We start from the raw sequence: 13352 nt of genomic DNA, 5'->3' as shown, positions 1-13352 counted from the left end.
TGATTATTTAAGCTTTTGTTTTGAATAATTATCCCGATATCTTTTATCTTAGAGAATTCAAAATTTATAATTAAATGATTCAAAAATGAAAAAAATACTTGTTATTTTATTTATTGTTTCTGGCTTAAATGTCAATGCAAATGTTAGAATGCCTTTGTTGTTTTCTGATGGAATGGTTTTACAACGTAACAAAACAATTCCAGTTTGGGGCTGGGCAGATGCCAATGAAAAAGTGGAAGTTCGCTTTAATAAACAGATCAAAACCATTCAAGCTGATAAAGACGGGAAGTGGACAGTTGGTTTAAATGCAGAAAAAGCTGGTGGACCTTTTGAATTAATCATTACAGGAAAAAACAAAATTGTCATAAAAGATGTTCTGGTTGGTGAAGTTTGGATTTGCTCTGGACAATCCAACATGGAATTTCAGATGTACAAACTTCCTGATTTTGAAATTCAAAAAGAGCTGTCAAATGAGCCAATGATTCGTCAATTTTTAGTCGCACAGGATTTAAGCGGTACACCAAAAGAAGATTTAAAAGCCGGTGCATGGACAATTTCTAATAAAGAAAACATAAAAGATTTCACTGCTGTGGGATACTTTTTTGCTAAAAAATTATATGCCGAATTAAAGATTCCAATCGGAATTATCAATACTTCGTGGGGAGGAACTTGTGTAGAAACTTGGACAAGCCGTCAAGCTTTTGAAAAAAGTGACGAATTCAAAGATATGATTGCTAATGTACCTTCGGTAAATATGGATGCTGTTTTTGAAACATACAAAAAATCGCTTTTAGGAAACATAGAAAAAATTCAGGGTTTTGAAGTAACTACAACTAATCAGGAACAATTCAAAAATCCAGATTACAAAGATGCCAACTGGCCTGAAATAAAAGTGCCTTCTCTTTGGGAAAACCAACAAATAGGGAATATTGACGGAATTGTTTGGATGCGAAAAACCATTACTTTAACTGCAGAACAAGCCAAAAAAGAAGCTGTTTTGTATTTGTCTAAAATTGATGATGAAGATCAAACGTACGTCAACGGCTTTCAAGTTGGAACCAACAATATTTGGGAAGCCAAAAGAATATACAAAATTCCTGCTGGCGTTTTAAAAGAAGGAACAAATGTAATTGCTGTTAAAATTACCGATTACTCTGGTGGTGGAGGTATATATGGAGATTCCGCAGATATGAAAATTGATTTCAACGGTTCGGCTTTTCCTCTTGATGGATTATGGAAGTTCAATGTAGTACAAGTGAAAGTTTCGGTCTCACCAAACAGTTATCCTTCGTTATTGTACAATGCAATGATCAATCCATTAATTCCATACGCTTTTGAGGGTGTCTTATGGTATCAAGGTGAAGCTAATGTTTGGAGAGCCAATCAATACAAAAAAGCATTCCCATTAATGATTACCGATTGGAGAACTAAATGGAATCAGGGCAATTTTCCTTTCTACTTTGTACAATTATCAACCTTTGATGAGTTTGGTGGAAACAGCCTAAAAGGAAGTCGTTGGGCCGAACTTCGCGAAGCACAAACCGAAACGCTGAAATTACCAAACACAGGAATGGCAGTAACTACTGATATTGGTAATGCAAAAGACATTCATCCAACGAACAAAAAAGATGTAGGATTGCGTCTGTCAGCGATAGCGTTGAATACTATTTACGGTAAAAAACAAGTGTATAGCGGACCAATGTACAAAGCGATGGAAACAAAAGGAAACCAAATTACATTGCGTTTTACATCAACCGGAACTGGATTATCAACTTCTGATAAAAACGGAATCCTAAAAGGTTTTGAAATTGCAGGCGCCGATAAAGTTTTTTACCCTGCCAAAGCCATTATCAAAGACAATAAAGTAATTGTTTCCAGCGAAAAAGTATCAAATCCAGTTGCTGTTCATTATGGCTGGGCCGATGATGATACTGAAATTAACCTTTTTAATAAAGAAAACTTCCCTGCATCGCCTTTCCGAACTGATAATTGGGAAATGATTACTGCAAAAGAAAAATACAGTGTTAGTAAATAATACAAATCAAGGTTTGATATTTTAGTCAATCGTCTTAGTTGTTAATCCTAACAGGTTTAAAAACCTGTTAGGTATTCTTGTCATAAATATCAAAAAACTAGAATTTTTTAAACACAACAACCCATGAAAAAATCAATTCTGTTATTTATATTTTCAATATCGGTAATAGTCAATGCACAGCAACAAAGTAACAAACAAGCCAAGGATTCTTATAAAAACCCAATCTTTGCGGGAGATTATCCAGATCCTTCTATAATTAGAGATGGCGAAGATTATTATATCGTACACTCTTCGTTTAATTATTATCCTGGATTGTTAATTTGGACTTCCAAAGATTTAATTAACTGGAAACCTGTTACTCACGCACTCAAAAAAAGCGTTGGGTCTGTTTGGGCTCCAGATCTGGTGAAATACAATAACAAATTCTACATCTATTTTCCTGCCAATAACACAAATTATGTGGTTTGGGCTGACACAATAAATGGACCATGGAGTGATCCTGTTGATTTGAAAATTGGCGCTATTGACCCAGGACATTTCGTAGATGATAAAGGCAATCGCTTTATTTATTTCAGTAATGGCAGTTACGTACCGCTTTCAAAGGACGGACTTTCGGTTATAGGTAAGGAAACACATGCCTATGATGGCTGGAAAATTCCAAGAGACTGGTCTATAGAATGTTTTTGTCTGGAAGGTCCAAAAATGATTAAGAAAGGTGATTATTATTACCTAACCGTTGCCGAAGGCGGTACAGCCGGGCCAGCTACAAGTCACATGGTAATTTCGGCTCGTTCAAAATCGCCTTTTGGACCATGGGAAAATGCACCTAACAATCCAATTATTAGAACAAATGATAGTTCCGAAAAATGGTGGTCAAAAGGTCATGCCTCTATTATAGATGATGTAAAAGGAAATTGGTGGATGGTTTTTCACGGATATGAAAATGGCTATTACAATATGGGGCGTCAAACACTTTTGCAACCTATAGAATGGACAAAAGAGGGTTGGTTCAAAATAAAAGAGGGTATTAAAACCGAAGATGAAATAAAAAAACCAGCGGGTCAATCCATAAAAAGTAATTTTACTCTTTCGGATACTTTTACAGGAACAGAACTTAATAAGCAATGGCAATTTTTTGATGAATATGATTCTCAAAGAACCACATTTTCTTCAAACGGAATAAAAATCAAAGGAAAGGGAACAAGCATTGGACAAAGTTCGCCCTTATTATGTACGCTCTCAGACCATTCATATACCGCGGATGTGGAAGTAGAAATAGAAGGTAATGCTTCGGCTGGCTTGGTTCTTTTCTATGATACTAAATTATACACAGGCATCGCTTTCGATAAAGAAAATATCATGGCAATTCTTAGAGTATGGCAATTCCCAACCGAAATAGGAATTAATAAAAAACACTTATTTTTACGTTTAGAAAAAAAGGAACAAGTTGTAAATATGTTTTATAGCATAGATGGCAAGGACTGGTTAAAAACCGAAAACTCAGCTGAGGTAAGTTCTTTTAACCATAATGTATTAAGCGGTTTTATGAGTTTAAAAATTGGACTTTCAGCAGTTGGTGAGGGTTCTGTTACGTTCAGGAATTTTGTTTATAGTCCAAAGTAATACTAGTATTTACGTCATCAGTTCGTTGAAGTTCCTATGGGCGTGACCACATTTACAAAAGGCGCTATATAACAAACCGCTTATTGCGCGCCTTTTGTAAATGCGGTCGGGCTATACGCACTACTTCGGTAGTTTGCTTCTATCCCTCACGCGGACAAACGTTATCAATAAAATTGTGTGTTCCGAATGATAAAAAAAGAAAATTAAAAATATCTAATTATGCAGTCAAATTCATTTCATAAATTCCTAGTAGTTTTTATCTTCTCGATTTTCTGTGGAAATCTTTGTGCCCAATCAAATCATAAACTTTGGTACAAACAACCTGCCGAGTTCTTCGAAGAAAGCCTTGTTTTAGGAAATGGAAAAATGGGAGCCACCGTTTTTGGAGGAGTCGATTCAGATAAAATTTATCTGAACGATATCACGTTGTGGTCGGGAGAACCAGTGTATGAGAATATGAATGAGTATGCGTATAAAAATTTACCAGCTATTCGAGATGCATTTAATAAAGAAGATTATAGGTTAGCTGAAGAATTAAATAAAAAACTGCAAGGTAAAAACTCGGAATCATTCGCGCCTTTAGGAACTTTAGAAATTAATAATTCAAACAAAGGAAAAGCCACTAATTATTATAGAGAATTAGACATTTCGAATGCTATCTCTAAAGTTTCGTATGAAATAAACGGTGTAAAATTTACACGTGAATATTTTGTTTCGGCACCGAATCAAATTATGGTTATTAAATTAACAAGCAGCAAAAAAGGAGCTTTAAATTTTGACATTAAAGCCAGTAGTTTGTTAAACGCAAAGGTTTCTGTAAAGAAAAGCATTTTGGAAATGAATGGTATTGCGCCAATGCATGAGAATTTGGGGTATACTCCGAAAACTGAAACATATCTTCCAGCGTTTCCTACAGAAGAACAAAAAGCTCAACTAAAAGCAGAATGGGAAAAAAAAGCTAAAGTGATTAGGGGCACTCGATTCACTTCTTTACTAAAAATAAAAAATACTGACGGAACAATTACAATTAGTGATACAGCATTAGGAGTAAAAAATGCTACTGAAGTAGTAATTTATGTTTCTGTGGCTACTAGTTTTAAAGGTTTTGATAAAAATCCATCGGTTGATGGAGTTGCAGAGCTAATAGCGAAACATAATTTAAGCCAAGCGTTTTCAAAATCATTCGATAAATTAAAAGAAGCTCACATCGCCGATTATCAAAAATTCTATAATCGTGTTTCATTAGATTTAGGAAAAACTACAGCTCCTGATTTACCAACAGACGAACGTTTATTGCGTTATTCAGAAGGAAAAGAAGATAAAAATTTAGAGATTCTTTATTTTCAATACGGACGTTATTTATTGATAAGCAGTTCTCGCACTTTGGGAGTTCCCGCCAATTTACAAGGAATATGGAATCCCTATTTGAATCCGCCTTGGAGTTCTAATTACACAATGAATATTAATTTGGAAGAGAATTATTGGCTTGCCGAAAACACCAATCTTTCCGAAATGCATTTGCCACTATTGAGTTTTATAAAAAATCTTTCGGTAACGGGTAAAGTGACTGCAAAAACTTTTTATGGTGTTAATAAAGGCTGGGCAGCTGCACACAATTCCGATATCTGGGCTATGAGTAATCCTGTTGGGCAATTTGGTAAAGAAGAACCTATGTGGGCTTGCTGGCCAATGGCAGGGGCTTGGCTGAGTACACATATTTGGGAACATTATGTTTTTACTCAAGACAAAAATTACTTAAAAAATGAAGGGTATCCATTGATGAAGGGTGCTGCAGAATTTTGTCAGGGTTGGCTGGTTGAAGATAAGGATGGAAATTTAATTACTGCACCTTCGACTTCTCCAGAAAATCAATACATCACTCCAGAGGGTTTTGTTGGTGCCACATTGTATGGAGGAACTGCTGATTTGGCTATGATTCGAGAATGTTTCGATAAAACGATAAAAGCCGCCAAAATTTTAAATATAGATACTGATTTTGTAAGTAAGTTAGAAGCTGATTTGGCCAAATTACATCCTTATAAAATCGGTAAAAAAGGAAATCTGCAGGAGTGGTATTTTGATTGGGAAGATAAAGATCCAAAACATAGACATCAGTCACAATTGTTTGGAGTTTTTCCAGGGAATCATATCACGCCTCTAAAAACACCGGAACTTGCTAAAGCAGCCAAAAAAACTTTGGAAATAAAAGGGGACGAAACTACAGGCTGGTCAAAAGGCTGGAGGATTAATCTCTGGGCCAAACTTTGGGATGGCAACCGTGCTTATAAAATGTACCGGGAATTATTGAGATATGTAGATCCTGATGGAAAGAAAACGGATACACTAAGACGAGGAGGAGGGACGTATCCAAATTTATTCGATGCTCATCCGCCATTTCAAATTGACGGAAATTTTGGAGGAGCTGCAGCCGTTGCCGAAATGTTAGTGCAATCTGATGAAAATGAAATCCGATTATTACCTGCTTTGCCCGATGCTTGGGAAAGTGGTTCGGTAAAAGGAATTTGTGCCAGAGGGGGATTTGAAATCGCGATGGAATGGGATAATAAAATATTGCAAAAAGTGATTGTTTATTCTAGAAATGGAGGGAAAACAGTTTTAATCAATGGGAATAAAAGATTAGAAATTACTTTGAAAAAAGGTCAAAAGATGGATTTGATCTGGTAATTTTTTTTAAGTTTTTATTGATTGACAAAAAAGCAGAAGTAATCAACCTCGATTGCTTCTGCTTTTTTTGTTTTGAAAATATATGTTTAATTAATTCCCAATAATCTGATCCATTACCCAGCTTGTATGTGCGGCTGTATATGCGTTCGATGAATGTTTGGATTCCCCTGACAGGTGATCGCGCATTTGCTTCACATGATGCAGCTGAATATTTTCGGGATGAGGTATGTCGTGTGTCGATTCGCCTTCGGCAGTTTTTAATGTCAAAGGAATGTCTTCGAATACAGAGAAAGTGATTTTTCCTTCGCAGCCATAAATTTCAACAATATCTTCTCTTTCAAAAGAACCAAAATTCCAGCTTCCGCTTCCTGTTATACCCGATTCATGTATCCAATTTGCTACACAGGCATCTTTTGAAGAATACAAACCTTGTTGGTTCAAGCTAATTCCTGAAACTTCTTTTATTGGTCCTAAATAATGTATGAATAAATCCAATCCGTGGCTTGCTAAATCATCAAAATAGCCTCCTGTTGCAATTTTTATATCAGTTCGCCAATTGTATTCACCAGATCGGTCTTGATCTGTTGTAGGCTTGCTCAAATGCCATCTGATGTGTCTAATGTCACCGATAGTTTTAGAGTCTATCCATTTTTTTATTTGTTCAAATCTTGGAAGAGTTCTTCTGTAATAAGCAACAAATACAGGGATGTTTTTTGTTTCAAAGGCTTCTGCAATTGCTAAACAATCTTGATAATTGGGAGCCAACGGTTTTTCAATACAACACGGTTTTCCAGCTTCCGCTACTTTTAGGGCATATAATTTATGTGTATCGGGTGGCGTTGCGATGTAAACAGCATCAATTTCAGGATCATTTATTAACGCATCAGCATCTGTATAATATTTATTGATGCCATGCCTTTTAGCATAATCTGCTGCTTTTCCAGCATCTCTGCGCATTACTGCTTCAATAGTAAAACCTGCAGTTTTTTGATATGCAGGTCCGCTTTTTAGTTCGGTTACATTACCACAGCCGATAATTCCCCAACGAAGGTTTTTTGTTATTTCGTTCATGTTTTTGGATTATTCGCAACCATCAATGCCACAACTATTAGCGTCTGTAGGGTTTTGCATTTGCAATGGAGTTTTAAAATTTCCTTCTTCCCAAGATTTTTCAAGGGTTTTCAAGAAAACATCAGTTGCTTGTGCTCCAGATACTGCGTATTTATTGTCGAATACAAAGAACGGAACCCCTGTCACACCCAACGATTGAGCCTGTAGTTGATCTTGTCTAACTTCATCAATATAGTCGTTACTTGTTATAAGCTCTACTATTTCTTGGATTGGTAATCCTACTTTTACTCCAATTTCTTCAAGCGTATTCCAATTGTTTACATCTTTACCATCAGTTAAATACCCTTTGAAAAGTTGCTCTTTTAATTCATTGGATAGATTGTGCTTTTTTGCTAAATGCATTAATCGGTGTGCGTTTAATGAATTCGCTAAAATTGATTTTTCAAAATGAAACTCAAGTCCTGAATTTTTGGCATTCTCAGTCATATTTTCTAATGATGATTGAGCCCAATCTATATCTCGCCCGTATTTTTCAGCCAAATGCTCTGCTATGCTTTCACCTTCTGTAGCTACAAAAGACGGATCTAATTGAAAACTTTTCCATTCGATTTCAACAGATTCTTTATTTTCAAATTGAGTTAATGCTTCCTCTATTTTTCTTTTTCCTATATAACAAAATGGACACATTACATCTGACCAGATTTGTACTTTCAATTGATTTTCCATTGTGATTTTTTTCTTGGCATTACCAAATGTTATAAAGTACAAAATTATGAAATTGAATTTCGAACACTTCGGTTTTTAAGTTTTTATTATAATACTACTCTATGTTTTCTTGCTCAGAGCCATTTTTTTTGTCTGGAAATTGATAGTTGTGTTGTTTTAAGTATAATTTGTCTGCTTTCTTAATTTTTGGGGTTGAAGAAGTAGTTTTTATTATCTCTATTTCATTTGAGAGTAATTTATTTGATAAATAATTAGTGAAATATTTTTTGAGAACTTGTATTTTTTCTACTTCTATGGAATAGATAGTTTTCTTTCCAACATTTTTTACATTTAATAAATTAGCTTTTTTTAATTCTAATAAATGTTTAGAAATTGTTGATTGTGCCAATGGAATCAGAGAAACAATTTCGCCACAGGTTCTGTTGTTTTTATTCCATAATAAGGTCATTATTTGCATGCGTGTTGGATGCCCTAGTGCTTTGCAAATTTCAGCGATTGCATTTGTTTCTTGATCGAAATCTAAGTGTTTAGTTGTTCCCATAACTCTCATTTATTTCATATCGTAATTTAACGATTATATTTGATATATAAACATTTGTTTGGATTTGTTTAATATGCGGATATATTATGAAGTAATAATGGTTCTTTTTAGTGCTTTTTTATGGGTTTTATAGTTGAGATGGTTGTGTTTTGATAAATCAGGTATAAATACGTAAAAATAGGAATCTTGTATTCAATAAATTTGATAAAATTAAATGAGTGAAAGGAGTTAAATTTTGTGTTTAGCTTTTTCTTTTTATACACGTTAAAGTGTGAAAAATGATGAATTAGCTATTTGAAAAAATGTTTTGTGTTTAATAAATGAGGTTTCCCAAATATACCTTTTGTTAATTATTAATCTAAACCTGCAAATTATGAATGGTATTTTTAAAAATATTTTCGCTTTACTTTTATTAATACCATCAGTGTACGCTCAAAAGAGTCAAATTAAAGAAGCACAAAAAGAATTGAAAGCAGGGAATTCTGAGCAAGCTTTGGCAATTCTTTCTCCTGTAGAATATTTAATAAGTAATGCTCCTGTTGATGATAGAATTCATTTTTATTACGTACAGGCTACGGCTTTAGTAAACCTTGCGAATAATAATATAAATTCGGCTAAAAATTTATCAAAAGCTATTTTGGCACTTACTGATTTAATACAGGTTGAGAGCGAATCAAATGATATAAAATATTCAACAGAAGCTGTTGAAATGTTATATAGAATTAAAAATAATCTTGTAGTTAGTGCTAAGAATGATTTGGCTGCCGAAAATTTTGCAGAATCTTCTAATAAATTTTATCAAGCTTATTTGATTGATAAAAAAGATACATTGCAGTTGTACAATGCGGCAATGTCTTATAAAAATGGAGATGATATTGATTCTGCATTAAAATGTTTTGAAGAGTTAAAGACAATTAAATATAATGGAAATATTGCCGTTTTTATTGCATATAATAAAAAGCTATTGGTAGATGAATATTTTCCTACTATAGAAGAAAGAGACACTAAAATTCAAAGTGGTTCACATATGCGTCCAAATGTAAAATTTTATTCAAAAAGGGGTGAAATTTCTAAAAATATAGCTTTGATTTATGTTCAAAAGGGTTTTAAAGAAAAAGCGATAAAAGCTATTGAAATGGCTAAAAAGTTTAATGGCATAGATGAGTCATTAAATGTAGTTGAAGCTAATTTGTATTTGGAAACCAAAGATTATGAAACCTTTGATCATTTGGCAACATTTATTTTAGAACTAAACAATAAAAATGCTCAATTGGCCTCTGATTTTGGTATAAATTGTGAGAAAGAGTTGTATTATGAAGGAGCGGAATACTATTATAAAAAAGCAATTAGTATGGATCCATTATATGCCGCTAGTTATATTAAATTATCTGCATTATTGATCGGAAAAGGAAATGCTATAGATTCTAATATTAAAAGTTTGGAGACTACAGAAGCGAATAAAAAAATGATCGCAGAGTTGAAGTTACAAAAAGAGCAGATTTTAAAAAGTGTTCAAACTTATCTTCAAAAAGTTGTAAATATAGACCCATTTAATAACAATGCGAAGGAATTAATGGCTAGTATTAATATTACTACTAATGTTAAATCTAAAGCTTTTGCATCTGGTGAATAAATGCTTTCTTATTTAAGAAAGTGAGTTCTTTTAAAATTGAATATTAATTAATAATAATAAGTTGAGTTAAATTAAGTTTTGAGTTAAATTAGATTAGGGTAAAAAGCCATCAATTTTTAATTGGTGGCTTTTTTTATAGTAAAAAAGTCAGCTAAATTTAGCTGACTTTTATATTTCTTTAAGATTGAATAGTTTCTTTTTATGCTAATAAATCTAAAACCAGAGAAGGGAATAATCCTAAAATGATGTTTAGAACAATAGCTATAATTGCAACGGCATGATATATATATGCTGTTCCTCCACGAGCTTCATTCGGTTCTTTGGTGTACATTGCTAAGATTAATTTAAAGTAGTAACCAACACTAATAATAGAGTTGATAACAGCAAATATAACAACGACTAAATAACCTGCTTGAATAGTTTGACTGAATAAAACCAACTTAGCAAAGAAACCTGCAAAGATTGGAATACCGGCCATAGAAAGTAATGATGCAGTTAGGATTGCAGCCAATAATGGATTTGTTTTTCCTAATCCATGGAAGTTGACAATATCTTCATTATCTCTGTTTTTACAAACATATAATATAACACTAAATGCAGCAATACCAGCTAGTGAATAAGCAGTTGTATAATACAATAAACTTCCTGCTGAAGTTGATAAACTTAATAATGTCATTAACATAAATCCTGCATGAGAAACACCAGAGAAAGCTAGCATACGTTTCACATTGACTTGTCTTAATGCCATAATATTACCCACTGTCATAGAAAGAATGGAAATAACGACAACAACAATTTGGAAAGAGTAATTGATGTCTGCATTCATGCTAGATAATAATTTATAAAGAGTTGCAATCGCTACTACTTTTGCCAAAGTACTCATTAATGCAGTGGTCAGTGTAGGCGAACCTTCGTAAACGTCTGGAGCCCAGAAATGAAACGGAACAGCTGCGATTTTAAATAACATTCCAATAGTCACCAAAGCAATTCCTATTGGAAACCAAATTGGCAATTCAGCTGATTGTGACATATCACTAATTTCAATAATATCAAAAGAACCCATTGCTCCGTAAATCATACAGATACCAAATAAAATTATTCCTGAGGCAAATGATCCCATTAGGAAGTATTTCATACCCGCTTCATTACTTTTAATCTTCGTTCTATCGCTTGCTGCAAGAACATAAAGAGAAATAGATAATATTTCGATTCCTAAAAAGAACATAGCAAGATTTCCAAAAGAAACCATAGCAACAGCTCCAGCCAATAAGAATATTTTTATGGTAATGAAATCAGAAATTTTACTTTGGTGATTTTCGTAGAAGTTATGGCTTAAAGCGACCAAAAATATAGTCAGTACTATGAATAAACTAGAGAATGAAACCGAAAATTTACTCACAACAATCATATTGTTATGGTAACTCGCAGGAGAATTAAATTCAGAAACAGTAAGACCTAGAATGGCTAATAACCCAATAATTGTTATTGGAATAATTGCTTTTCTAAAATCAAAGATTTCAAAAATAAGGCATAAAACACCTAATCCTATTATAGCTATTAATGTTGTCATTTATATTATGCTTTTTACTTAATTGTATTTATTAATAGTGTTTAAAATAGTTTCAAGACTTGGTGTTATCAAATCATTGATTGGTTTTGGATACATTCCGAAGAAAAGCAAAACCGCAATAATTAGTACCATTGTCAAACCTTCAGAGAAAGTAACATCAGCAAATACTTTAGTATTGGTTTCTCCTAACATTGCATGTTGAAACATTTTTAGCATATAATAGGCTCCTAAAATAATAGTTGTTCCACCTAATAGGGCAAACCAAATATTTACTTGAGAAAGGCTATATAAAACGGTAAATTCTCCAATAAAGTTGAAAGTTGTTGGTAAAGCCACAGATGCCAATACCATAATCAAAAACATAGAAGTGAATTTTGGAGATTGAGAACGAATACCTCCCATTTCTGAAATTAATCTAGTTTCGTATCTTCTAAAAATGATTTCAGCAGCAAAAAACAATCCAACTACCACAAAACCGTGAGCAATCATTTGTAAAACCGCTCCTCTAAATCCATCAAGAGTTAATGTATAAGTTCCAGCAGCAATTAGTCCAACGTGAGCAAGAGATGAATAAGCCAATAATTTTTTAAGGTCTTTTTGTCTTAACGCTACAATTGAACCATAAATTACTCCTGCAATTCCAACTCCAATAAAAATATACATGTATTCTTTAGCTGCTAATGGAGCTAAAGGCAATTGCCAACGAATTAAACTGTATAATCCCATTTTTAACATTATACCAGATAAAAGCATTGTACCAAGAGTTGGTGCTTTTTGGTATACGTTCGCTTGCCAAGTATGGAAAGGAATCAAAGGAATTTTAATAGCATACGCTAAGAAGAAAGCGGTAAAAATCCATTTTTGTTCGTTAATATCTAACTTTAACTTATATAAATCTTCAATTAAGAAGCTTCCTGCTTTTTGGTACATATAAATAAATGCAACCAACATAAACAATGAACCTGCAAGTGTATAGATGAAAAATTTAACAACTGCTTTTCTGCGTTCTTCTGCATCACCGTTACCCCAAATTAAAGCGATAAAGTAAATTGGGATTAATGATAATTCCCAGAAGATGTAATATAAAAGTCCGTCGCTTGCCAAGAAAGTTCCTGTCATAGCAAAAGACATGAACAATATTAGAGCATAAATCGCTTTTGCATTTTTGAAATCATTACCAAATGAAGATAAGATGATAATGGCGGTCAAGCCAGTTGTCAATAAAATCATTGCCAACGATAATCCATCAGCTTGTAATGCAAAAGAAACTTTAGGTAAGGTAATCCATTGGCTGATGTAGCTAATGTTTTCGCCTAAATTAAAATGATTTAATAAAACTATTGAGCAACCCAATGAGGCTATTCCAAAAAATAAAGCCACTTTTGAAGCAAGTTTATCACCGGCTAAATAAGTTGCAAATGCGCCAACTAAAAGGATGATTAATATTAGAGATACATTCATAGTATAT

The 13352-nt window shown here is 33.4% G+C and carries 9 protein-coding genes; 4 read left to right on the top strand and 5 right to left on the bottom strand.

What is annotated here, in order from left to right; genetic code table 11:
- Window positions 1–85: 85 nt before the first annotated feature.
- The 3 genes from CLU82_RS07485 to CLU82_RS07475 all read left to right on the top strand — a co-directional run bounded on the left by CLU82_RS07485 (window position 86) and on the right by CLU82_RS07475 (window position 6343).
- A complete protein-coding gene (locus CLU82_RS07485) occupies window positions 86–2035 on the top strand; it encodes a sialate O-acetylesterase (protein WP_100842501.1) in 1950 nt (649 codons plus the stop codon).
- A 123-nt stretch (window positions 2036–2158) separates the two neighbouring features.
- Window positions 2159–3658: a family 43 glycosylhydrolase gene (locus tag CLU82_RS07480; RefSeq protein WP_198520201.1), complete on the top strand. Its 1500-nt coding sequence runs from the start codon at window positions 2159–2161 to the stop codon at window positions 3656–3658.
- A gap of 219 nt (window positions 3659–3877) precedes the next feature.
- Window positions 3878–6343 (top strand): glycoside hydrolase N-terminal domain-containing protein, encoded by a 2466-nt coding sequence (locus tag CLU82_RS07475; RefSeq protein WP_100842500.1) that lies wholly within the window; start codon window positions 3878–3880, stop codon window positions 6341–6343.
- A 90-nt stretch (window positions 6344–6433) separates the two neighbouring features.
- On the opposite strand, the gene CLU82_RS07470 is transcribed toward CLU82_RS07475, so the two are convergent.
- The 3 genes from CLU82_RS07470 to CLU82_RS07460 form a co-directional block, all read right to left on the bottom strand.
- On the bottom strand, window positions 6434–7414 hold the full coding sequence (locus CLU82_RS07470) for a Gfo/Idh/MocA family protein (RefSeq protein WP_100842499.1): 981 nt from the start codon (window positions 7412–7414) through the stop codon (window positions 6434–6436).
- A 9-nt stretch (window positions 7415–7423) separates the two neighbouring features.
- A complete protein-coding gene (locus CLU82_RS07465; protein ID WP_100842498.1) occupies window positions 7424–8140 on the bottom strand; it encodes a DsbA family protein in 717 nt (238 codons plus the stop codon).
- Between the two features lie 94 nt (window positions 8141–8234).
- Window positions 8235–8681, bottom strand: a complete 447-nt coding sequence (locus tag CLU82_RS07460; protein ID WP_157813335.1) for a helix-turn-helix transcriptional regulator — start codon at window positions 8679–8681, stop codon at window positions 8235–8237.
- Between the two features lie 343 nt (window positions 8682–9024).
- Here CLU82_RS07460 and CLU82_RS07455 point away from each other — a divergent pair, with 343 nt between their 5' ends.
- A complete protein-coding gene (locus tag CLU82_RS07455; protein ID WP_157813334.1) occupies window positions 9025–10314 on the top strand; it encodes a lipopolysaccharide assembly protein LapB in 1290 nt (429 codons plus the stop codon).
- 199 nt (window positions 10315–10513) lie between these two features.
- Here the strand turns inward: CLU82_RS07455 and CLU82_RS07450 are convergent, their stop codons facing one another.
- On the bottom strand, window positions 10514–11884 hold the full coding sequence (locus CLU82_RS07450; RefSeq protein WP_100842495.1) for an NADH-quinone oxidoreductase subunit N: 1371 nt from the start codon (window positions 11882–11884) through the stop codon (window positions 10514–10516).
- Between the two features lie 18 nt (window positions 11885–11902).
- Complete coding sequence (locus tag CLU82_RS07445; protein WP_100842494.1) at window positions 11903–13345, bottom strand: NuoM family protein; 1443 nt, start codon at window positions 13343–13345, stop codon at window positions 11903–11905.
- Between the last annotated feature and the right edge of the window lie 7 nt (window positions 13346–13352).

The sequence above is a fragment of the Flavobacterium sp. 5 genome (assembly GCF_002813295.1).
Taxonomy (GTDB): domain Bacteria; phylum Bacteroidota; class Bacteroidia; order Flavobacteriales; family Flavobacteriaceae; genus Flavobacterium.
This window is presented reverse-complemented; position numbering and strand designations above follow the sequence as displayed.

What these genes read in the sequence shown, in the direction of transcription:
- CLU82_RS07485 (WP_100842501.1), top strand. Translation starts at nt 86, where the DNA reads ATGAAAAAAATACTTGTTATTTTATTTATTGTTTCTGGCTTAAATGTC.
- CLU82_RS07480 (WP_198520201.1), top strand. Translation starts at nt 2,159, where the DNA reads ATGAAAAAATCAATTCTGTTATTTATATTTTCAATATCGGTAATAGTC.
- CLU82_RS07475 (WP_100842500.1), top strand. Translation starts at nt 3,878, where the DNA reads ATGCAGTCAAATTCATTTCATAAATTCCTAGTAGTTTTTATCTTCTCG.
- CLU82_RS07470 (WP_100842499.1), bottom strand. Translation starts at nt 7,414, where the DNA reads ATGAACGAAATAACAAAAAACCTTCGTTGGGGAATTATCGGCTGTGGT.
- CLU82_RS07465 (WP_100842498.1), bottom strand. Translation starts at nt 8,140, where the DNA reads ATGGAAAATCAATTGAAAGTACAAATCTGGTCAGATGTAATGTGTCCA.
- CLU82_RS07460 (WP_157813335.1), bottom strand. Translation starts at nt 8,681, where the DNA reads ATGGGAACAACTAAACACTTAGATTTCGATCAAGAAACAAATGCAATC.
- CLU82_RS07450 (WP_100842495.1), bottom strand. Translation starts at nt 11,884, where the DNA reads ATGACAACATTAATAGCTATAATAGGATTAGGTGTTTTATGCCTTATT.
- CLU82_RS07445 (WP_100842494.1), bottom strand. Translation starts at nt 13,345, where the DNA reads ATGAATGTATCTCTAATATTAATCATCCTTTTAGTTGGCGCATTTGCA.